This is a genomic window from Streptomyces sp. NPDC055140, from assembly GCF_053607285.1.
The window spans coordinates 180,150-199,660 of the sequence record NZ_JBSGTG010000011.1 but is presented as its reverse complement, the minus strand read 5'-3'; the positions used below and the strand labels follow the sequence as shown (position 1 = coordinate 199,660).

The window sequence follows — 19,511 nt, the reverse complement described above, 5'->3', positions numbered from 1 at the left end:
AGGTTCCGTGGTACAGGCGTACATCCTGATTCAGACCGAAGTCGGCAAGGCGTCGACCGTAGCCGAGCTGATCGGCAAGATCCCGGGGGTGATCCAGGCCGAGGACGTGACAGGTCCCTACGACGTGATCGTGCGCGCACAGGCCGACACGGTCGATGAGCTGGGCCGCATGGTGGTCGCCAAGATCCAGCAAGTGGACGGCATCACCCGCACCCTGACCTGCCCGGTCGTGCACTTGTAGCCCCCGTCTAACCTTGGCCGGTGAACTTCTTCCGTCACCGGCCCCGCCTTGCCACCGGGCTCCCCGCCCTGGCCCTGCTGCTCGCCGTCTCGGGCTGCTCCTCAGCAGACGACACGGCGCACGCAGCGGTTCCCACCCCTGACGCCAAGGTCACGGACCTGTGCCGGAACCTGCACAAAAGGCTTCCGGACACGGTGGACGGGCACGGAAGGAACGACCCCTCTCCGCGGTCCGAGCTGACCGCGGGGTGGGGAGATCCGGCGATCATACTGCGCTGCGGTGTCGCACGGCCCGCGCTGATGGACGACCCACAGGCTCTGCCGGTGAAGGTGAACGGCGTGGGCTGGGCGTACGAGAAGCGGGACGACGGCACGCAGGTGCTCACGACGACGCTGCGGGTCGCCTACGTGGAGGTCACCCTGCCCAAGGAGCTGGCCGCCGAGGGAGCCTCGCCCCTGGTCGACTTCGCCGGGCCCGTCAAGAAGGCGATCCCCGAAGGGATCGCCGACTGACATGCACGGATCGGATCGCTACGGGACTAGCGCAGCCCCGTCGACCGGTTCAGCGCCGCCTGGATGAGGCGGTCCACCAGCTCCTGGTAGCTCACGCCGCTCTCCTGCCACATCCGCGGGTACATGGAGATCGGGGTGAAGCCTGGCAGCGTGTTGATCTCGTTGATCACGAACTCGCCGTCCTCGGTGAGGAAGAAGTCGGCGCGTACGAGGCCCTCGCAGGACGCCGCGTCGAACGCCTCGACCGCGAGCCGCTGCACCTCGGCCGTCTGCTCGTCGGTGAGCGGCGCGGGCACGATGCCGGACGCCGAGTCGATGTACTTGGCCTCGAAGTCGTAGAAGTCGTGGGCCTGGACCGGCGGGATCTCGGCCGGCACGCTCGCGCGCGGCCCGTCCTCGAACTCCAGGACTCCGCACTCGATCTCGCGGCCGACGAGCGCCGCCTCCACGATGATCTTCGGGTCGTGGCTGCGGGCCTCCTCGATCGCCTCGTCGAGGCCCTCGAAGGAGTCGACCTTGGTGATGCCGATCGACGAACCCGCGCGCGCTGGCTTGATGAACAGCGGCCAGCCCTGCTCGCCGACGAAGTCCGCGATGCGGCGCCGCGCGCCTTCCCGGTCGCTCTCCCACTCGCGCGGCCGGATCACCAGATAAGGGCCGACCTTCAGCCCGAACGAGGTGAACACCCGCTTCATGTAGTCCTTGTCCTGGCCGACGGCCGAGGACAGGACTCCACAGCCGACGTACGGCGTCCCGGACAGGTCGAGCAGGCCCTGGATGGTGCCGTCCTCGCCGTACGGGCCGTGCAGGACGGGGAACACGACGTCGACGTCGCCGAGGACCTTGGGCACGGAGCCGGGCTCCGTGTAGACGACCTCGCGACTCGAGGGGTCGACGGGCAGCACGACCCCGCCCTCGGCGGACTCGGCGAGCTCGGCGACGTCCGGCACCTTGCGGTCGGTGATGGCCATCCGCTCGGGATCGTCGGCCGTCAGCGCCCAACGTCCCTCGCGCGTGATGCCGATCGGCAGCACGTCGTACTTGGTGCGGTCGATGGCCCGCAGCACGGCGCCTGCGGTGACGACGGAAACGCCGTGCTCGGAGCTGCGACCGCCGAAGACGACGGCCACACGGGGCTTCTGGCCCGAGGGGCGGCTGCTCTGGGGAAGGTTCTCGCTGCTCATATCGCGTTGAGCGTACCTGCTGGTAGCAGCGGAGTCAGCGTCCGGCGAGCCCCGCGTCAGCGCCGTTCGGGCTTGGCGCTGCGCGACATCATCTCCTTCAGGGCGACGACCGGGGACTTCCCCTCGTGCACGATGCCGACGACGGTTTCGGTGATCGGCATGTCGACGCCGTGCCGGCGCGCCAGGTCGAGCACCGACTCGCAGGACTTGACGCCCTCGGCGGTCTGCTTGGTGACCGCGATGGTCTCCTGGAGGGTCATGCCCTTGCCCAGGTTGGTGCCGAAGGTGTGGTTGCGCGAGAGGGGCGAGGAGCAGGTGGCGACGAGGTCGCCGAGGCCCGCGAGCCCGGAGAAGGTGAGCGGGTCGGCGCCCATCGCGAGGCCGAGCCGGGTGGTCTCGGCGAGGCCGCGCGTGATGAGCGAGCCCTTCGCGTTGTCGCCGAGGCCCATGCCGTCGGCGATGCCGACGGCGAGCCCGATGACGTTCTTCACGGCTCCGCCGAGCTCGCAGCCGATCACGTCGGTGTTCGTGTACGGCCGGAAGTACGGCGTGTGGCAGGCGGTCTGGAGGCGCTGCGCAACCGATTCGTCGCGGCAGGCGACGACGGCGGCGGCGGGCATCCGGGCGGCGATCTCGCGGGCGAGGTTGGGGCCCGTGACGATCGCGATGCGGTCCTCGCCGACCTTGGTGACGTCCTCGATGACCTCGCTCATCCGCATGGCGGAGCCGAGTTCGACGCCCTTCATGAGGGAGACGAGGACCGTGCCGGGCGCGAGCAGCGGCGTCCACTCGGCGAGGTTGGCGCGCAGCGTCTGCGAGGGCACGGCGAGCACCGTGAACTCGGCGCCGTCCGCGGCCTCGGCGGCGTCTGCGGTGGCCCTGATGTTGCCGGGGAGTTCGATGCCGGGGAGGTAATCGGGGTTCGTACGTGTGGAGTTGACCGCTTCGGCCAGTTCGGGCCTGCGCGCCCACAGGGTGACGTCGCACCCCGCGTCGGCGAGCACCATGGCGAAGGCCGTACCCCAGGAGCCGGTTCCGAAGACGGCCGCCTTGACGGGTGGGGTCACTTGCTCTCCTCAGGACTTCCGTGCTCGATGGCGGCCGAACCGGCCTGCTCCGTAAGGGTGTTGGTCCCGGCGGCCTTGCGGCGCTGCGCGATGCGCGCCTCACGGGGGTCGTAACGGCGCAGCGGGGGCTGCTCGCCGCGCAGTTCACCGAGCAGTCCGGTGATCGCCGTCATGATGACCTCGGTGGCCTCCTTGAGGAGTTCCGGGGTCATCTCCTTGTCGTAGAAGCGCTCCAGGTCGACCGGCGGTCCGGCGAGGACGTGGTGCGTCTTGCGCGGCAGCAGGTCGGGCTTCTTCGCGTACGGCGCGAGCACGAGGTTGGCGCCCCACTGGGCGACGGGAATCACGGGGCACTTGGTCTGCAGCGCCACGCGCGCGACGCCCGTCTTGGCGGTCATGGGCCACAGGGCCGGATCGCGGGTGAGGGTGCCCTCGGGGTAGAAGGCGACGCACTCCCCGCGCTCGACGGCGTCGATGGCGGCACGGAACGCGCTGAGCGCATTCGTTGTCTCGCGGTAGACGGGGATCTGTCCGGTGCCGCGCATGACGGCGCCGATGAACCCCTTCTTGAAGAGCCCGTGCTTGGCCAGGAATCGCGGAACGCGTCCGGTGTTGTACTGGAAGTGCGCGTACGCGAGCGGGTCCAGATGCGAATTGTGGTTCACCGCGGTGATAAAGCCGCCGTCGGCCGGAATGTTCTCCATTCCGCGCCAGTCCCGCTTGATCAGAACCACGAGCGGCGGTTTAGCGATGACCGCCGCCAGGCGATACCAGAAGCCGATTCTGCGGCGGGACACTCGGACACCTTCCTCTATGGACCCTTGAAGGCCCTCTCAGACCTGGTCAGCCGCACAAGTGTCGCCCCAGGCCGCCGGTCTGTCGAGAACACCGTACGCCCGCGCGTTTATGCCCACCTCACGCGCCGGGCCACAATGAGCGCGACCCGAAGGGACGGACCTCACGTGCAGTGGACCCTCGTGATACCGCTGAAACCCCTGGTACGGGCCAAGAGCAGGCTGGCGCCCACCGCGGGTGACGGGGTGCGTCCCGGGCTCGCGCTGGCGTTCGCGCAGGACACCGTGGCCGCCGCGACCGCCTCGGCCGGGGTGCGGGATGTGGTGGTAGTCACGGACGACGCGCTCGCCGGGAGGGAGCTGGCCGCCCTGGGTGCCCTGATCGTCCCCGATGCCCCGGGAGCGGGCCTGAACGCCGCCCTGGCGCACGGTGCGGCGGCGGCGCGGGCCCGGCGCCCGGATGCGGCCGTCGCAGCGCTCAACGCCGATCTGCCGGCCCTGCGGTCCGCGGAATTGTCCCGGGTTCTCGCGGAGGCCGCGCTATTTCCCCGCGCATTTCTTCCCGATGCGGCGGGAATCGGGACCACACTTCTCAGTGCGGGTTCCGGTACGGAATTGCGTCCTGCATTCGGCACCGCGTCCCGCGCCCGTCATGCCGCGTCCGGCGCGGTGGAACTCCCGCTGACGGGCGTCGACTCCGTACGCCAGGACGTGGACACCGGCGAGGACCTGCGGGTGGCGCTGTCGCTCGGCGTCGGCCCACGCACCGCGGGGGCGGCCGCCGGGCTGCTGATCCCGGACTGAGTACGCTGCCTGCATGCAGGCGACCGCGTACACATACGACCCCGACTCCCGCTCCGGCAGCGTGCTGCTCGACGACGGCACCCCCGTACCGTTCGACGGCCCGGCGTTCGACGCGGGCGGTCTTCGGCTGCTGCGCCCCGGGCAGCGGGTCCGTATCGAGGTCGAGGGCGAGGGCGAGGCGCGGCGCATCACGCTGGTGACGCTGCAGACGCTCTGAGCCGCTGCCGGACCGGGCTTTCGCGAATACACCGCGGGCCGGGCTCCCCGAGGGGAGCCCGGCCCGGCGCGTGAGGGGCCCTTGAGGCCGTCGCCCTTACTTCTTGCGGGCGGTGGTCTTCTTGGCGGTCGTCTTGCGCGCAGTGGACTTCTTGGCGGGCGCCTTCTTGGCCGTGGCCTTCTTGGCGGGCGCCGTCTTCTTCGCGGTGGCCTTCTTCGCGGCGGTCTTCGCCGGGGCGGCCTTCTTCGCGGCGGCCTTCTTCGCCGTGGCGGTGGTCTTCTTGGCGGTGGCCTTCTTCGCCGTCGCCGTGGTCTTCTTCGCCGCGGCCGTCGTCTTCTTGGCCGTGGTCTTCTTGGCGGTGACCTTCTTCGCCGCCGCCTTCTTGGCGGTCGTGGCCTTCTTGGCCGCGGCCTTCTTGACCGTCGCCGCGGCGCCGCCGGTCAGGCTGCCCTTGGGCGCCTTCTTGACCGCGACCTCTCCACCACGCGGGAGCTTCTTCGAACCCGCGACGAGGTCCTTGAAGCCCTGACCGGCACGGAAACGCGGAACGGAGGTCTTCTTGACCCGTACGCGCTCACCCGTCTGCGGGTTACGGGCGTAGCGGGCGGGGCGGTCGACCTTCTCGAACGAGCCGAAGCCGGTGACCGAGACCCGGTCCCCGCTGACGACGGCACGGACGATGGCGTCCAGGACCGCGTCGACGGCGTCCGCGGCCTGCTGACGGCCGCCGACCTTGTCGGCAATCGCTTCTACGAGCTGCGCCTTGTTCACGTCTTCCCCTTCGGAGACATTGCCGGAACGTATCCGGTCCGGCTTTTTCGCACGTTAGGCAGATATATACCGCAAATCAAACACGAAACGGGCTAATCACCCTTGTGCCGCAACGAACTCGGGCTGTCGCGAAGTTACTCAGTGGTCCTCTTGTGAGAATCGACCCTCGTCGAGGTCCACCATGAATCGGTCCAGTCGCCTTGCCGCATCGGCGAGATCGTGCTTGGCCGCGGCCGTAATGACCAGCAGCTTCCGGGTCAGCGCCATCCGTACGCCCTCCGGGACTTGCAGTGCGCGCACCCTGGAGTGCGCTTCCTTGAGTTGGTCCGCGACCGCCGCATAGAGCTGGAGTTGGCCGTCGTGTCCCATGCACAGATTGTGCCATCTGGGGCGAGTTGTCGCCTCCGCAGGGGGTAACTGCCGTCCCTGGCGGGCCTTCTGGGCCCCTTCGAGGAGCATGCGCGCACGGGCGCCGCGAGACACGCGTACCCCCTGAACACCCTTGAAAACGCGGGGAGTTGAGAGCTCCGGAACGGCACTTGGCGAGCGGTCCGAGGCCGGACACAGCTGTACCCCCAACCGTCCACGATTGGGGGTACAGAGGCTTGTCGCGATGGCCGAAATCAGCCTTGCAGAGTTCAGATCTGCACGGTCTGCGGCTTGAACGCGGGACGCTTCGACTCGTACTCCGCGATGTCGCCCTCGTTCTGGAGCGTGATGCTGATGTCGTCCAGGCCGTTCAGCAGCCGCCAGCGCGCGTTCTCGTCGAGTTCGAAGGCGGCGGTGATGCCCTCGGCCCGTACTTCACGCGCCTCCAGGTCGACCGTGATCTCGGCCTGGGGGTCGTTCTCCACCAGGTCCTGGAGCGCGTCCACGACCTTCTGGTCGAGCACCACCGTGAGCAGGCCGTTCTTGAGCGAGTTGCCGCGGAAGATGTCGGCGAACCGCGAGGAGATGACGGCCTTGAAGCCGTAGTTCTGCAGCGCCCACACCGCGTGCTCGCGGGAGGATCCGGTGCCGAAGTCGGGGCCTGCCACCAGGACCGTGGCGCCCTCGCGTTCGGCCTTGTTCAGCACGAACTCGGGGTCCTTGCGCCAGGCCTCGAAGAGCCCGTCCTCAAAACCGTCCCTGGTGACCTTCTTGAGCCAGTGGGCGGGGATGATCTGGTCGGTGTCGACGTTGCTGCGGCGCAGCGGGACGGCCCGGCCTGTGTGCGTGGTGAATGCTTCCATGGCTGATCAGACTCCAGCGGGCGTACGGGCGTCAGTGTCGGACAGGTCGGCCGGAGAGGCCAGGTGGCCAAGCACGGCGGTGGCGGCGGCGACCTGGGGCGAGACCAGGTGCGTACGGCCGCCCTTGCCCTGCCGTCCCTCGAAGTTGCGGTTCGAGGTGGACGCGGAGCGCTCGCCGGGGGCGAGTTGGTCGGGGTTCATGCCCAGACACATCGAGCAGCCCGCGTGCCGCCATTCGGCGCCGGCCTCCTTGAAGACCTTGTCCAGGCCCTCGGAGACGGCCTGCAGACCCACCCGCGCGGAGCCGGGAACGACCAGCATCCTTACGCCGTCGGCGACTTTGCGGCCCCCGACGATCTCGGCGGCGGCGCGGAGGTCCTCGATGCGGCCGTTGGTGCACGAACCTACGAAGACGGTGTCGACCTTGATGTCGCGCAGCGGCTGCCCGGCGGTCAACCCCATGTATTCCAGGGCCTTTTCGGCGGCATAGCGCTCCGAAGCGTCCTCGTACGAAGCAGGGTCGGGGACCTGCGCCGACAGGGGCGAGCCCTGGCCGGGGTTGGTGCCCCAGGTGACGAACGGCGACAGCGCGGTGGCGTCGATGACGACCTCGGCGTCGAATTCCGCGTCGTCGTCCGACTTCAGCGTCTTCCAGTACGCCACCGCGGCGTCCCAGTCCTCGCCCTTGGGGGCGTGCGCGCGGCCCTCGAGGTAGGCGAAGGTGGTCTCGTCGGGGGCGATCATGCCCGCGCGGGCGCCGGCCTCGATCGACATGTTGCAGATGGTCATGCGGGCTTCCATCGAGAGCTTCTCGATGGCGGCGCCGCGGTATTCCAGGATGTAGCCCTGGCCGCCGCCCGTACCGATCTTCGCGATGATGGCGAGGATCAGGTCCTTGGCGGTGACGCCGTCGGGCAGCTCGCCCTCGACGGTGATGGCCATCGTGCGGGGACGGGCCAGCGGCAGCGTCTGGGTCGCCAGGACGTGCTCGACCTGAGAGGTGCCGATGCCGAAGGCCAGCGCGCCGAACGCGCCGTGCGTGGACGTGTGGGAGTCACCGCAGACGACCGTGGTTCCCGGCTGGGTCAGGCCCAGCTGCGGGCCGACGACGTGCACGACACCCTGCTCGACGTCACCCAGCGAGTGCAGGCGCACACCGAAGTCGGCGCAGTTCTTGCGCAGCGTCTCCAGCTGGGCGCGCGAGACCGGGTCCGCGATCGGCTTGTCGATGTCGAGGGTCGGGGTGTTGTGATCCTCGGTCGCGATGGTGAGGTCGAGGCGCCGCACCTGGCGACCGGTCTGGCGCAGGCCGTCGAAGGCCTGCGGGCTGGTCACCTCGTGCAGCAGGTGCAGATCGATGAAGAGGAGGTCGGGCTCGCCCTCGGCGCGCCGGACGACGTGGTCGTCCCAGACCTTCTCCGCGAGTGTCCTACCCATCGCTTTCCCTCCGGCCGGCATCGTGAGCCGGCCCAACTAGAGATCGTGGTCGCCGACGTCCGTACCCCTCGTACCGGACGTGAACGTCCCGGCCCGTTGGTCTGCGGGCCGCTGTAAGTACAGGGTGTCAAGTTTCACGGGAAATTGAACTTGCGTTTCACAGAGTGAGACGCGAGTATCGACGCATGGACAACTCTAGCGGCGTCGGCGTTCTGGACAAGGCGGCCCTTGTTCTCAGCGCCCTGGAGTCCGGTCCGGCCACCCTCGCGGGGCTGGTCGCGGCGACCGGACTGGCAAGACCCACGGCACACCGTCTCGCCGTGGCACTGGAACACCACCGCATGGTGGCGCGTGACATGCAGGGCCGATTCATCCTCGGCCCGCGCATGGCCGAGCTGGCCGCGGCGGCGGGCGAGGACCGCCTGCTCGCTACGGCGGGTCCGGTACTCACCCACCTCCGTGACGTGACGGGCGAGAGCGCGCAGCTCTATCGCCGGCAGGGCGACATGCGCATCTGTGTCGCGGCCGCCGAGCGCCTGTCGGGCCTCAGGGACACCGTCCCCGTGGGCTCCACGCTCACGATGAAGGCGGGCTCGTCGGCACAGATCCTGATGGCCTGGGAGGAGCCCGAGCGCCTCCACCGCGGCCTCCAGGGCGCCCGCTTCACGGCGACGGCCCTGTCGGGCGTACGGCGCCGTGGCTGGGCCCAGTCGATCGGCGAGCGGGAGCCGGGCGTCGCGTCCGTCTCCGCGCCGGTGCGCGGCCCCTCGAACCGTGTCGTCGCGGCGGTCTCGGTCTCCGGACCGATCGAGCGCCTGACGCGCCACCCTGGCCGCATGCACGCGCAGGCCGTCATCGACGCGGCGGGCCGCCTCTCCGAGGCCCTGCGCCGCACCGGCTGACCCTCCCCACCACACCGCTCAACTCGGACCGGCCGCTTCAACGCCGCAGCGACCGGCCCGAGTTGAGACTTGGTGAGACATGTCACGCTCACGCGCTCCGGGCAACGCGAAGAGGCCCTCCCCTGCTGGGGAGGGCCTCTTGCTGTCTTGTACCCCCGACCGGATTCGAACCGGCGCTACCGCCTTGAGAGGGCGGCGTGCTAGGCCGCTACACAACGGGGGCAAGGATCTTGTGCTGCCACGCGATCCAGCTGGGCTACCAGGACTCGAACCTAGAACAACGGAACCAGAAACCGTCGTGTTGCCAATTACACCATAGCCCAATGCGATCCAGGCCTGGATGGCCCGATCAGTACCCCCGACCGGATTCGAACCGGCGCTACCGCCTTGAGAGGGCGGCGTGCTAGGCCGCTACACAACGGGGGCCCTAGCGATCCTGCATGAAAAACAGCGGGTGCGACCCGGACTGTCCCCCTGGGAAGGATCTGTACCCCCGACCGGATTCGAACCGGCGCTACCGCCTTGAGAGGGCGGCGTGCTAGGCCGCTACACAACGGGGGCTTTGCGGATCTGGAATCCGCGATGCAGATAAGCTCTGCGAGCTGGCCTACCAGGACTCGAACCTAGACTAACGGAACCAGAAACCGTCGTGCTGCCAATTACACCATAGGCCATCAAAAAGCAACCCCTTGCGAGGGTTCTGTTTGATTTACGCTTCCGGGTCCGGCCTGTCGGCCCGTTTCCCTTGGCGCAGGAAGAACATTACCCGAAGGTGGACGGCGCTCCAAAACGGCTATCCGGGGCCAGCAGCGCGGGGAGCTGGTCGAGCGCTGTGATGCGCGTGAGTTCGGGACGGCCACCGGTCCGCGCGCGGTCCAGCCAGATGCCGGTGAGCCCCGCCTCCTCGGCGCCACGGGCGTCGGTGTCGGGCTGGTCGCCGACGTACGCGACCTCGTGCGGGGGCAGTTCCAGGGCCTCGCAGGCGGCGTGGAAGGCGGCAGCCTGAGGTTTGGCCACACCGAGTTCGGCGGCGCAGACGACGGCCTCGAAGCGGTCCCTCACGCCGAGGACGCGCAGCTTGCGGTCCTGGTTGTGGAGCGAGGAGTTGGACAGGACCGCCTGCCGGTAGCGCTCCGCGAGCAGGTCGAGCACGGGGACGGTGTCGGGGAACAGCGCCCAGGCGGCCTCGTAGTGGACGATGTAGCGCCCGAACCAGGCGTCCGCCTCGGCGTCGTCCATGTCGTCGGCGCCGCGCCCCACGAAGGCCCGTACGCGATTGCGGCGCTGGCCCTCCCAGTCGGTCTCGCCCGACTCGAAGCGCGCCCAGTGCTCCTGGGTGAGGGTGCGCCAACGGGCGAGGGCCTGGCCGACGGAGGTGAATCCGTCGGCCAGGCCCTCGGCCCGAAGGTGGTCCCGCATTCCGGCGCGGTCCGCGTTCGCGTAGTCGAAGATCGTGTCGTCTACGTCCCACAGGACCGCGCGGATCGGCATGTGCCCGAGCTTAGGCCGTGAGCTTGGCCAGGGCGGCGTCGATGCGGGTCAGGGTCTTGTCCTTGCCCAGGATCTCCAGGGACTCGAAGAGGGGCAGGCCGACCGTACGGCCGGTGACGGCGACGCGGACCGGGGCCTGCGCCTTGCCGAGCTTGAGGCCGTGCTCCTCGCCGGCGGCCAGGACGGCCTCCTTGAGGGAGTCGGCCGACGCCCAGTCGGCGGCCTCGAGCTTCGCGCGGGCCGTGGTCAGGAGGCCGACCGGGTCGCCCTTCATGGCCTTGGTCCAGGACGCCTCGTCCTCCACCGGCTCCTTGAGGAACAGGAAGTCGACGTTGGCCGTGATGTCGGAAAGGACCGTCACGCGGGTCTGCGCGTGGGGGGCGATGGCCTCCCAGGCCGCCTGATCGAAGTCCTCGGGCGCCCAGTTGGCGAACGGGGCGCGCAGCCACGGCTCACAGGCCGCCGCGAACGCCTTCACGTCCAGCATGCGGATGTGGTCGCCGTTGATCGACTCGGCCTTCTTGAGGTCGAAGCGCGCCGGGTTCGCGTTGACGTCCGCGAGGTCGAACTTCGCGACCATGTCCTCGATGGAGAAGACGTCCTGGTCGGCCGAGAAGGACCAGCCGAGCAGGGACAGGTAGTTGAGCAGGCCCTCGGGCAGGAAGCCGCGCTCGCGGTAGAGGTTGAGCGACGCCTGCGGGTCACGCTTCGAGAGCTTCTTGTTGCCCTCGCCCATGACGTACGGCAGGTGACCGAAGGCGGGTGTGAGCTTCGCGATGCCGAGCTCGGTGAGCGCCTTGTAGAGGGCGATCTGGCGGGGCGTGGAGGAGAGCAGGTCCTCGCCGCGCAGGACGTGGGTGATCTCCATCAGGGCGTCGTCGACCGGGTTGACCAGCGTGTACAGCGGAGCGCCGTTCGCGCGGACGATGCCGAAGTCCGGGACGTTCTCCGGCTGGTAGGTGATCTCGCCGCGGACGAGGTCCTCGAAGGTGATCGCCTCGTCGGGCATGCGGAAACGGACGATGGGCTGCCGGCCCTCGGCCTCGTACGCGGCGATCTGCTCGGCGCTCAGGTCGCGGCAGTGGCCGTCGTAACCGGAGGGCTTGCCGGCGGCGCGGGCGGCGTCGCGGCGGGCGTCGAGCTCCTCGGTGGAGCAGTAGCAGCGGTAGGCGTGGCCGGCGGCGAGGAGCTTCTCGGCGACGTCCTTGTAGATGTCCATGCGCTGCGACTGGCGGTACGGCGCGTGGGGGCCGCCGATCTCGGGGCCCTCGTCCCAGTCGAAGCCGAGCCAGCGCATCGAGTCGAGGAGCTGCTCGTACGACTCCTCGGAGTCGCGGGCCGCGTCGGTGTCCTCGATGCGGAAGACCAGGGAGCCCTGGTTGTGCCGGGCGTAGGCCCAGTTGAAGAGCGCCGTGCGGACCAGGCCCACGTGGGGGTTGCCGGTCGGGGACGGACAGAAACGTACGCGGACGTTCGCGTTAGCCACGCTTGATCACCTTGTTGGTGAGAGTGCCGATGCCTTCGATGGTGACGGCGACCTCGTCGCCGACGTTGAGCGGGCCGACCCCTTCCGGGGTACCCGTGAGGATCACGTCGCCGGGGAGCAGCGTCATGGCCTCGGAGATGTTGACGATCAGGTCCTCGATCGAGTGGATCATCTGGGACGTGCGGCCGAGCTGGCGCTGCTGTCCGTTGACCGTGCACTGGATCGTCAGGTCGCTGGGGTCGAGGTCCGTCTCCACCCAGGGGCCGAGCGGGCAGGAGGTGTCGAAGCCCTTGGCCCTGGCCCACTGCTTCTCGCGCTTCTGGACGTCACGCGCGGTGACGTCGTTCGCGCAGGTGTATCCGAGGATGACGTCCTTGACGCGCTCGCGCGGGACCTCACGGCACATGCGGCCGATGACCACGGCGAGCTCGGCCTCGTGGTGCAGTTCCTGCGAGAAGGAGGGGTACGCGATCTCGTCGCCGGGGCCGATCACCGAGGTGGACGGCTTGAAGAACGCGAAGGGGGCGTCCGGGACCTCGTTGCCCAGTTCCTTCGCGTGTTCCGCGTAGTTGCGGCCGAACGCGACGACCTTGTTCGGGAGCACCGGCGGCAGAAGCCTGACCTTGCTCAGCGGGACCTTCGTGCCGGAGAGTTCGAAGTCCGCGAACGGGATGCCCTTGATGATGTCGAGGACAAGCCCATCGGTCGTTCCGGGGGGACTGTCGCCCTCGACCGCGCCGAAGGCGACATTGCCGTCGATGGAGAATCTGGCGATGCGCACGGGTGCCTTGCGCCCCTCTACTTCCGCTGGCTGGAATCTGACGCCCCAGGCTAACGCGGCTCGGGCACCCGGCCTCGCGGATTGCCGCGCGTCAGGAGGCGACGGTCGTCTGCTCCGGGGCTTCCATCAGGATGGCGCGGCGCGGGTTGGCCGTCTGCGCGGGGAGATCGACGGAGTACTCCGGGAGCTCCGGCGCCGTCTGCAGCTCGTCGGCGTCCTTGAGGTGCATCAGCGTCGTACGCCGCGGGTTGGCGATGTTGCGGAACATCGCGGACTTCACAGTCTTCATGTGTCGCTCGTGACCTTGTCGGTGCGGGCGCCCTCAGGGCGCCGGTTGTCGGATTCGCCATCCCTGTAAAGCGTCAGGCTAAACATCTGATTCCCGTCGAAAGCGAGGAAGAGTCGAAGTTCTTCATGTGAGTTTGCTCACCAGAGGGCGGGCAAAAGTTTCAATTCGGACCCGAAGTGCGCTGCATCGAAACGGGCATTCCGACATTGAAGCCATCATTCCGCTCCCGATCATGGCGACTGGGACACCCCCCGGGCGTAGGTGGAACGTCAGTAAAAGTCCGTTATCGACGAGATCCCTTTCTACGTCTCGTGACACACCCCTTACACGGCGTCACACTGGTCCAGTCATGACCCTCGGCCCTTGTTGGAGATCCTGCACTGTGCTGGAATTCGCGGGACCGCCGCGAGATCGAGCCGGCGCGTACGGGGCGCAACGCAGCGCCGAGTCGCGGCGGGAAGGGGGAGCAGCGCCGGTCACCGACGACCGAAGGGGGCGTGTCAGCTCGCCCCCGAACTACGCCGACACCGTCCCGTCCGCGCACGCGGGGGACGCCTGGTCCAGAGGTTGCGACGCTAGTGCAGGGACGTAAGAACAGGGATGGCAGCGCTGCGGCGGAGCCGGAGCCGCGCGGCGGGACTGGCCCGATGACAGGCAGTTCCTCGCCCCAGCACGCCCAGAACCCGGGCCGGACCGCCTCCGTCGAGGGCAGTACGGCGGCCTCGGCCGCGCCCAAGACCGCCGCGAAGCCGAAGAGCCCGACCGGCCCCGGCTCGCGAATAGCCCTGCGCAACTGGCGTATCTCCACCCGCCTGGTGTCGCTGCTCGCCCTCCCCGTGGTCGCCGCGACCTCCCTCGGCGCGCTGCGTATCGGCGAGTCGATGAGCGACATCCAGCAGCTCGACAACATGAAGCTGCTGACCGACATGACCAAGCAGGCCACCGAGCTCGCGTCCGCGCTCCAGGAGGAGCGCGACCAGTCGGCGGGCCCGCTGGCCAACGGCGGCAAGGCGACCGAGGACTACACCGTCAAGGGAGCGCGTCAGAAGACCGACCGCGCGCGCAAGGCCTTCATGGAGGGCACGTACGAGATCACCGACGGGACCAGTAACAGCGGTCTCGACGGTGTGCAGGACCACGTCACGCAGATCGCCGGCCAGCTCAACAACCTCAAGGGCATCCGGCAGGACGCGTTCAAGGACCGCAGCACCTCGTCCCAGACGATCGACGCCTACAGCCGCCTCGTCGAGCAGCTCCTGTCGCTGTCCACCGACATGGCGCAGGCGACCAGCAACCCCGAGATGATCAAGCGCACGCGCGCCCTGGCGTCGTTCTCCTCCGCCAAGGAGTACGCGTCCGTGCAGCGCGCCGTCATCGCGGCCGCCCTGCCCCCGAACGACCGTGACTTCGGCAAGCTCTCCGAGACCGACCGCCGCTACGGCGAGTCCGCGCTGGAGAACCAGGAGTCCGACCTCAAGGGCTTCAGCTCCGTCTACGGAAACGTCGCCGCCACCGAGCTGATGAAGCCCATCGACTCGGGCAACGCGACGATCAAGGCCGCCGACCAGTACGCCCGCCGCGCCCTCAGCCAGGAGGGCGGCATCAGGATCCAGGACAAGCGGTCCTACAAGGACTGGGTCGACGCGGACAGCCAGCGTCTGCAGGAAATGTCCAAGATCGAGCTGACGCTGCTCAACCAGATGGAGCAGCAGGCCCGCGAGCTGCGCAACGAGTCCGAGCGCACGGCCATCATCAACGGTGCGCTGATCCTGCTCGTCCTCGGCGTCTCGCTCGTCGGCGCCTTCGTCGTGGCGCGGTCCATGATCCGCTCGCTGCGCCGGCTCCAGGACACCGCGACCAAGGTCGCCCAGGACCGCCTGCCCGAGCTGGTCAAGCAGCTGTCCGAGTCGGACCCGCAGGACGTCGACACCTCCGTCGAGTCCGTCGGTGTGCACTCGCGCGACGAGATCGGCCAGGTGGCCTCGGCCTTCGACGACGTGCACCGCGAGGCGGTCCGTCTGGCCGCCGAGCAGGCCCTCCTGCGGGGCAACGTCAACGCGATGTTCACCAACCTCTCGCGTCGTTCCCAGGGTCTTATCCAGCGCCAGCTCTCGCTCATCTCCGAGCTGGAGTCGCGCGAGGCCGACCCCGACCAGCTGTCCTCGCTGTTCAAGCTCGACCACCTCGCGACCCGCATGCGCCGTAACGGCGAGAACCTCCTCGTTCTCGCCGGTGAAGAGCCCGGCCGCCGCTGGACCCGCCCGGTCCCGCTGGTCGACGTCCTGCGCGCCGCCGCCTCCGAGGTGGAGCAGTACGAGCGCATCGAGCTGGCCTCGGTCCCCTCGACCGAGGTCGCCGGACGCGTCGTCAACGACCTCGTGCACCTGCTCGCCGAGCTGCTCGAGAACGCGACCTCCTTCTCCTCGCCGCAGACCAAGGTCAAGGTCACCGGTCACGCGCTGCCCGACGGCCGTGTGCTCATCGAGATCCACGACACCGGCATCGGCCTCTCCCCCGAGGACCTCGCCGCGATCAACGAGCGGCTCGCGTCGCCGCCCACCGTGGACGTGTCGGTCTCGCGCCGCATGGGTCTGTTCGTGGTCGGCCGTCTGTCGCAGCGTCACGGCATCCGTATCCAGCTCCGCCCGTCCGACTCCGGTGGTACGACGGCACTCGTCATGCTGCCCGTCGACGTCGCCCAGGGTGGCAAGAAGGCTCCCGGCAAGCCCGGTCCCGGCGCCGTCTCCGGTGGCCCCGCCGCCGCGCAGGCCGCCGCCGGTGTGGCCGCAGCACGGCGTGGGGTCGGCGCGGGTGCGGGTCCGCAGGGCGGTGCGGGCCGGCTCGCTGCCGGTCCCGGCGCGGCGCGTCCGCAGGTCGCGGGCTCGGGTCCGCGCGCGGCTCTGCCCGGCCGTGACGGCAACGGGCCACAGGCCGGTGGCCCGCAGGCGCCTCAGTCCCAGCAGCCGCAGCAGTCCCCTCAGCAGGGTCGTCCGGCTCCGGCCGGGATGTTCGGCGCGCAGGGCCTGCAGAGCGGTCCCGGCCAAGGTCAGCCGCAGGGTCAGGGTCTCGGCCAGGGACCGGGCCAGAACGGTCCCGTGCCGCCCCAGCAGCGTACGAACCAGGCGCCCGAGCAGGGCCGCAGGCCGGTCCTGCCGCCGCGTGGCGGTCCCCGTGCCGAGCTGCCCGGGGGCAACCCCCAGCCGCGCGTGCCGAGTTGGGGCAACGACGACGCTCAGCCGCCGGTGCCGCGCGCCTCGCTCGACGCGCCGCGCGGGCACGAGGAGCCGGACTCCACGTCGCAGTTCCCGCGGGTGGACGACCGTCAGGGCCCCGGCTCGACGGCCGAGTTCCCCCGTCCCGACTTCGACGGACCCCGTCCCGGCGCGCCCGCCCCGCTCGACCAGGGTCAGAGCCAGGGCCAGGACACGGGGACGTTCGTCCGTAACGACGTCTTCGGCGGTCACCCGGGCCAGTCGCAGAACCCGAACCACTTCCAGCCCCAGAACCAGGCGCCTGGCCAGCCGCAGGGCCAGTCGCAGAACCCGAACCACCAGACCGGCCAGTTCGCGGCGCCCGGCTTCGACGACGGCCGGCGCCCCGGCGCTCAGGACCCGTCCGCCACCGGCCAGTTCGCGGCCCCCGGCCAGAACGCCCCCGGGCGTCCGCGCCAGGACGGCCAGTTCCCCGGCGGCGACGGCTTCGGCCAGACGCAGGGACAGGGTCAGTCGCAGCCGCAGGGCCGCCGCGGCGGTCCCGCACGCGATCTGCCGCAGCTCGGCTCCCGGGACGCGGCGGACTTCTCCATGCCGCGCCCGCCCGCCCAGGGCAGCCAGGAACAGGGGTTCCCGGCGCAGCCGCAGGCTCCCGGCCGGCAGGACGAGCTGCCGCCCGCCGGACCTGGCGACGGCCGCACGCCGCTCTTCGACACCCTTGAGACCAACTGGTTCCACGGCCAGCAGTCGGGCCAGCAGGCCCCGCAGCAGCAGGACCGGCCGCAGGCGCCCGCCCCCCAGCAGAACAACGGCCGTCCGGGCGGTCTGCCGCAGCGTTCGCCGCAGCAGCCCCAGTCGCCCAACGCCACCCCTGCGCCCGCCCGCCCGGCGGCCGCCGCACCCGCGGCGCCCCAGCAGGCTCAGGCGCCCGCCAACTGGCGCCAGTCGCCCAACGACGAGCTCGGCCGCCAGGCCGAGCGGGTCCGCCAGCCCTCGGCCGGCGGAGTCACCGTCTCCGGGCTCCCGCGTCGCGTCCCGCGTGCGAACCTCGTCGCGGGTACGGCTCAGCAGCAACAGCACCAAACCGGTCCGCAGGTCTCGCGTTCGCCTGATGACGTTCGCGGCCGGCTGACCAATCTCCGTCGGGGCATCCAGCAGGGTCGCCAGGCCGGTACGGGCCAGACCGGCAGCTTCCCCAGCCCCACTCACCAGCAGGAGCGTTAGTTGACCCAGATGAGCCAGGCGGCACAGAACCTGAACTGGTTGATCACCAACTTCGTGGACAACACGCCGGGGGTCTCCCACACCGTCGTCGTGTCCGCGGACGGCCTGCTGCTCGCCATGTCGGAGGGGTTCCCCCGGGACCGCGCCGACCAGCTGGCCGCCGTCGCTTCGGGCCTCACCTCGCTGACCGCGGGTGCGTCCCGGATCTTCGAGGGCGGCACGGTGGCCCAGACCGTGGTGGAGATGGAGCGTGGCTTCCTCTTCCTCATGTCGGTCTCGGACGGTTCGTCCCTCGCGGTGCTCGCGCACCCCGATTGCGACATCGGCCTCGTCGGCTACGAGATGGCGCTGCTCGTGGACCGCGCGGGTTCCGTGCTCACCCCCGATCTCCGCGCCGAACTGCAGGGCAGCCTGCTGCACTAGTCACGCCCTCCCCCACACGCACGTATGACCGCACCGTCAGGCCGCCACCGCCCCCACCGGCCCGTCAGACGGCACGCAGACCACCTGCTGTCCCGCCCGGAGGATCCATGACCCCGCCCACCGCCTCTCACGACCCGTACGGCGTATCTCCGCACGCCTCGTACGGTCCTGAGGGCGACCAGCCGCTGGTGCGTCCTTACGCGATGACCGGTGGCCGGACACGGCCGCGCTACCAGCTCGCCATCGAGGCGCTCGTCAGCACGACCGCCGACCCGGCACAGCTGATAGGGCTGCTCCCCGAGCACCAGCGCATCTGCCACCTGTGCCGCGAGGTCAAGTCGGTGGCGGAGGTGTCGGCCCTGCTGTCGATGCCTCTCGGTGTGGCCCGGATCCTCGTCGCGGACCTGGCGGAAGCGGGAATGGTGGCCATCCACCAGCCCGGTGGCGACGAGAACGCCGGCGGCCAGCCTGACGTGACACTGCTCGAAAGGGTGCTCAGTGGACTTCGCAAGCTCTAACGGCGGAGGCGGCCGTTCCACCACGTCCGCGAAGATCGTGGTGGCAGGCGGCTTCGGCGTCGGCAAAACCACGTTCGTGGGCGCCGTCTCCGAGATCAACCCGTTGCGCACCGAGGCCGTCATGACGTCCGCGTCCGCGGGCATCGACGACCTCACCCACACCGGGGACAAGACCACCACCACGGTGGCGATGGACTTCGGCCGCATCACGCTCGACCAGGACCTGATCCTTTACCTCTTCGGTACGCCCGGTCAGGACCGCTTCTGGTTCATGTGGGACGACCTGGTCCGCGGCGCGATCGGCGCGATCGTCCTCGTCGACACCCGCCGCCTCGCCGACTGCTTCCCGGCCGTCGACTACTTCGAGAACTCCGGGCTGCCCTTCGTCGTCGCCCTCAACGGCTTCGAGGGGCACCAGCCCTACACGCCCGACGAGGTGCGCGAGGCGCTCCAGATCGGCCCGGACACCCCGATCATCACCACGGACGCCCGCCACCGTGCGGATGCAAAGAGTGGCCTGATCACGCTGGTCGAGCACGCCCTGATGGCCCGCCTTAAGTAGCTCAACCGCCGGAAAACCGGCCACCAAGTGGCCAGATGCATACGGCAGTTGTCGTAGTGCGCCCGGAGGCCGCTGTGTCCTTTGACACGGTCGGCCTCCGTGTTCATAACGTTTCGACAGAGAATTCCAGTGCCTTAGACACACGTCGCGCACACCCGGTTCCACTGTGCGCACAAGAGCCCCGCCTTTTGGCGGGGCTCGCTCTTTATGACCGTTTTATCTAGGGCATCCGTCACTCAGAGGTTCCGGTTCCCGGTGTTTGGAAGAGAACCGCCTGACGTGCTGGAATGCGCTGAACTGCCCAGTAGGTAAGGGCCTGGAGACAGCGGCACAGCGTAGGTGCCGACGCCGAGAGGTTGTTGGT

General features: G+C 69.4%; 20 protein-coding genes and 5 tRNA genes. 9 read left to right on the top strand and 16 right to left on the bottom strand.

The features are described 5' to 3' along the window. Nucleotides 1–7 precede the first annotated feature (7 nt). Together ACWFR4_RS22440 and ACWFR4_RS22435 are read left to right on the top strand one after the other, a co-directional pair. A complete protein-coding gene (locus tag ACWFR4_RS22440) occupies nucleotides 8–241 on the top strand; it encodes an Lrp/AsnC family transcriptional regulator (RefSeq protein WP_453462871.1) in 234 nt (77 codons plus the stop codon). Nucleotides 242–261: 20 nt separating this feature from the next. Then, entirely contained in the window at nucleotides 262–753 is a 492-nt protein-coding gene (locus tag ACWFR4_RS22435) for a DUF3515 domain-containing protein (protein WP_266559633.1), read from the top strand. A gap of 26 nt (nucleotides 754–779) precedes the next feature. On the opposite strand, the gene ACWFR4_RS22430 is transcribed toward ACWFR4_RS22435, so the two are convergent. Genes ACWFR4_RS22430 through ACWFR4_RS22420 form a run of 3 tightly spaced genes read right to left on the bottom strand, consistent with a single transcriptional unit; the run spans nucleotide 780 to nucleotide 3,801 of the window. Further along, nucleotides 780–1,937 (bottom strand): D-alanine--D-alanine ligase family protein, encoded by a 1,158-nt coding sequence (locus ACWFR4_RS22430; protein ID WP_372563590.1) that lies wholly within the window; start codon nucleotides 1,935–1,937, stop codon nucleotides 780–782. Between the two features lie 56 nt (nucleotides 1,938–1,993). Continuing rightward, nucleotides 1,994–3,004: an NAD(P)H-dependent glycerol-3-phosphate dehydrogenase gene (locus ACWFR4_RS22425; RefSeq protein WP_453462865.1), complete on the bottom strand. Its 1,011-nt coding sequence runs from the start codon at nucleotides 3,002–3,004 to the stop codon at nucleotides 1,994–1,996. After that, nucleotides 3,001–3,801: a lysophospholipid acyltransferase family protein gene (locus ACWFR4_RS22420; protein WP_453462862.1), complete on the bottom strand. Its 801-nt coding sequence runs from the start codon at nucleotides 3,799–3,801 to the stop codon at nucleotides 3,001–3,003. The genes ACWFR4_RS22425 and ACWFR4_RS22420 overlap by 4 nt, the downstream gene beginning before the upstream one ends. A gap of 165 nt (nucleotides 3,802–3,966) precedes the next feature. Between ACWFR4_RS22420 and cofC the strand changes: the two genes are divergently transcribed. Together cofC and ACWFR4_RS22410 are read left to right on the top strand one after the other, a co-directional pair. Further along, nucleotides 3,967–4,602, top strand: coding sequence for a 2-phospho-L-lactate guanylyltransferase (cofC, locus tag ACWFR4_RS22415; RefSeq protein ID WP_227297395.1), 636 nt, complete (start codon nucleotides 3,967–3,969; stop codon nucleotides 4,600–4,602). 13 nt (nucleotides 4,603–4,615) lie between these two features. Beyond that, on the top strand, nucleotides 4,616–4,819 hold the full coding sequence (locus ACWFR4_RS22410; protein ID WP_266674557.1) for a hypothetical protein: 204 nt from the start codon (nucleotides 4,616–4,618) through the stop codon (nucleotides 4,817–4,819). A 96-nt stretch (nucleotides 4,820–4,915) separates the two neighbouring features. Here the strand turns inward: ACWFR4_RS22410 and ACWFR4_RS22405 are convergent, their stop codons facing one another. The 4 genes from ACWFR4_RS22405 to leuC all read right to left on the bottom strand — a co-directional run bounded on the left by ACWFR4_RS22405 (nucleotide 4,916) and on the right by leuC (nucleotide 8,259). Beyond that, complete coding sequence (locus ACWFR4_RS22405) at nucleotides 4,916–5,590, bottom strand: HU family DNA-binding protein (protein ID WP_453468878.1); 675 nt, start codon at nucleotides 5,588–5,590, stop codon at nucleotides 4,916–4,918. Between the two features lie 138 nt (nucleotides 5,591–5,728). After that, the gene (locus tag ACWFR4_RS22400) at nucleotides 5,729–5,959 is read right to left on the bottom strand and encodes an SCO5555 family protein (RefSeq protein ID WP_453468877.1); all 231 of its coding nucleotides are present in this window, start codon (nucleotides 5,957–5,959) and stop codon (nucleotides 5,729–5,731) included. A 269-nt stretch (nucleotides 5,960–6,228) separates the two neighbouring features. Beyond that, a complete protein-coding gene (gene leuD, locus ACWFR4_RS22395; protein WP_453468876.1) occupies nucleotides 6,229–6,822 on the bottom strand; it encodes a 3-isopropylmalate dehydratase small subunit in 594 nt (197 codons plus the stop codon). Between the two features lie 6 nt (nucleotides 6,823–6,828). Next, nucleotides 6,829–8,259, bottom strand: a complete 1,431-nt coding sequence (gene leuC, locus ACWFR4_RS22390; protein ID WP_453654153.1) for a 3-isopropylmalate dehydratase large subunit — start codon at nucleotides 8,257–8,259, stop codon at nucleotides 6,829–6,831. Between the two features lie 185 nt (nucleotides 8,260–8,444). On the opposite strand from leuC, the gene ndgR reads away from it, so the two are divergent. Next, a complete protein-coding gene (ndgR, locus tag ACWFR4_RS22385) occupies nucleotides 8,445–9,161 on the top strand; it encodes an IclR family transcriptional regulator NdgR (protein WP_100595026.1) in 717 nt (238 codons plus the stop codon). A 150-nt stretch (nucleotides 9,162–9,311) separates the two neighbouring features. On the opposite strand, the gene ACWFR4_RS22380 is transcribed toward ndgR, so the two are convergent. The 9 genes from ACWFR4_RS22380 to ACWFR4_RS22340 all read right to left on the bottom strand — a co-directional run bounded on the left by ACWFR4_RS22380 (nucleotide 9,312) and on the right by ACWFR4_RS22340 (nucleotide 13,208). Continuing rightward, nucleotides 9,312–9,384: transfer RNA gene (locus tag ACWFR4_RS22380), tRNA-Glu, on the bottom strand. A gap of 28 nt (nucleotides 9,385–9,412) precedes the next feature. Further along, nucleotides 9,413–9,484 (bottom strand) — tRNA-Gln (locus tag ACWFR4_RS22375). Between the two features lie 30 nt (nucleotides 9,485–9,514). Beyond that, nucleotides 9,515–9,587: transfer RNA gene (locus ACWFR4_RS22370), tRNA-Glu, on the bottom strand. 62 nt (nucleotides 9,588–9,649) lie between these two features. Further along, a tRNA-Glu gene (locus ACWFR4_RS22365) sits at nucleotides 9,650–9,722 on the bottom strand. Between the two features lie 41 nt (nucleotides 9,723–9,763). Further along, nucleotides 9,764–9,835: transfer RNA gene (locus ACWFR4_RS22360), tRNA-Gln, on the bottom strand. 88 nt (nucleotides 9,836–9,923) lie between these two features. Next, nucleotides 9,924–10,652 carry an HAD family hydrolase gene (locus ACWFR4_RS22355; RefSeq protein WP_453654151.1) on the bottom strand — a complete coding sequence of 243 codons (729 nt, stop codon included), beginning with the start codon at nucleotides 10,650–10,652 and terminating at the stop codon, nucleotides 9,924–9,926. Between the two features lie 10 nt (nucleotides 10,653–10,662). Beyond that, nucleotides 10,663–12,138 (bottom strand): glutamate--tRNA ligase, encoded by a 1,476-nt coding sequence (gene gltX, locus ACWFR4_RS22350; protein ID WP_453468694.1) that lies wholly within the window; start codon nucleotides 12,136–12,138, stop codon nucleotides 10,663–10,665. Next, a complete protein-coding gene (locus ACWFR4_RS22345) occupies nucleotides 12,131–12,919 on the bottom strand; it encodes a fumarylacetoacetate hydrolase family protein (protein WP_116509456.1) in 789 nt (262 codons plus the stop codon). Before ACWFR4_RS22345 ends, gltX begins: the two co-directional genes overlap by 8 nt. A 91-nt stretch (nucleotides 12,920–13,010) precedes the next feature. Continuing rightward, the gene (locus tag ACWFR4_RS22340; protein WP_453654149.1) at nucleotides 13,011–13,208 is read right to left on the bottom strand and encodes a hypothetical protein; all 198 of its coding nucleotides are present in this window, start codon (nucleotides 13,206–13,208) and stop codon (nucleotides 13,011–13,013) included. Between the two features lie 578 nt (nucleotides 13,209–13,786). On the opposite strand from ACWFR4_RS22340, the gene ACWFR4_RS22335 reads away from it, so the two are divergent. The 4 genes from ACWFR4_RS22335 to ACWFR4_RS22320 all read left to right on the top strand — a co-directional run bounded on the left by ACWFR4_RS22335 (nucleotide 13,787) and on the right by ACWFR4_RS22320 (nucleotide 19,147). After that, nucleotides 13,787–17,644, top strand: a complete 3,858-nt coding sequence (locus ACWFR4_RS22335; protein ID WP_453654147.1) for a nitrate- and nitrite sensing domain-containing protein — start codon at nucleotides 13,787–13,789, stop codon at nucleotides 17,642–17,644. A 9-nt stretch (nucleotides 17,645–17,653) separates the two neighbouring features. Next, nucleotides 17,654–18,067 carry a roadblock/LC7 domain-containing protein gene (locus tag ACWFR4_RS22330; RefSeq protein ID WP_362904909.1) on the top strand — a complete coding sequence of 138 codons (414 nt, stop codon included), beginning with the start codon at nucleotides 17,654–17,656 and terminating at the stop codon, nucleotides 18,065–18,067. A 107-nt stretch (nucleotides 18,068–18,174) separates the two neighbouring features. Then, nucleotides 18,175–18,585, top strand: a complete 411-nt coding sequence (locus tag ACWFR4_RS22325; RefSeq protein WP_100595020.1) for a DUF742 domain-containing protein — start codon at nucleotides 18,175–18,177, stop codon at nucleotides 18,583–18,585. Continuing rightward, nucleotides 18,566–19,147 (top strand): GTP-binding protein, encoded by a 582-nt coding sequence (locus ACWFR4_RS22320; RefSeq protein WP_100595019.1) that lies wholly within the window; start codon nucleotides 18,566–18,568, stop codon nucleotides 19,145–19,147. Before ACWFR4_RS22325 ends, ACWFR4_RS22320 begins: the two co-directional genes overlap by 20 nt. Nucleotides 19,148–19,511: the final 364 nt, after the last annotated feature.

Coding starts and splice junctions, on each gene's coding strand:
- ACWFR4_RS22410 (WP_266674557.1), top strand. CDS start 4,616: ATGCAGGCGACCGCGTACACATACGACCCCGACTCCCGCTCCGGCAGC.
- ACWFR4_RS22400 (WP_453468877.1), bottom strand. CDS start 5,959: ATGGGACACGACGGCCAACTCCAGCTCTATGCGGCGGTCGCGGACCAA.
- ACWFR4_RS22355 (WP_453654151.1), bottom strand. CDS start 10,652: ATGCCGATCCGCGCGGTCCTGTGGGACGTAGACGACACGATCTTCGAC.
- ACWFR4_RS22340 (WP_453654149.1), bottom strand. CDS start 13,208: ATGAAGACTGTGAAGTCCGCGATGTTCCGCAACATCGCCAACCCGCGG.
- ndgR (WP_100595026.1), top strand. CDS start 8,445: ATGGACAACTCTAGCGGCGTCGGCGTTCTGGACAAGGCGGCCCTTGTT.
- ACWFR4_RS22430 (WP_372563590.1), bottom strand. CDS start 1,937: ATGAGCAGCGAGAACCTTCCCCAGAGCAGCCGCCCCTCGGGCCAGAAG.
- leuC (WP_453654153.1), bottom strand. CDS start 8,259: ATGGGTAGGACACTCGCGGAGAAGGTCTGGGACGACCACGTCGTCCGG.
- ACWFR4_RS22325 (WP_100595020.1), top strand. CDS start 18,175: ATGACCCCGCCCACCGCCTCTCACGACCCGTACGGCGTATCTCCGCAC.
- leuD (WP_453468876.1), bottom strand. CDS start 6,822: ATGGAAGCATTCACCACGCACACAGGCCGGGCCGTCCCGCTGCGCCGC.
- ACWFR4_RS22330 (WP_362904909.1), top strand. CDS start 17,654: ATGAGCCAGGCGGCACAGAACCTGAACTGGTTGATCACCAACTTCGTG.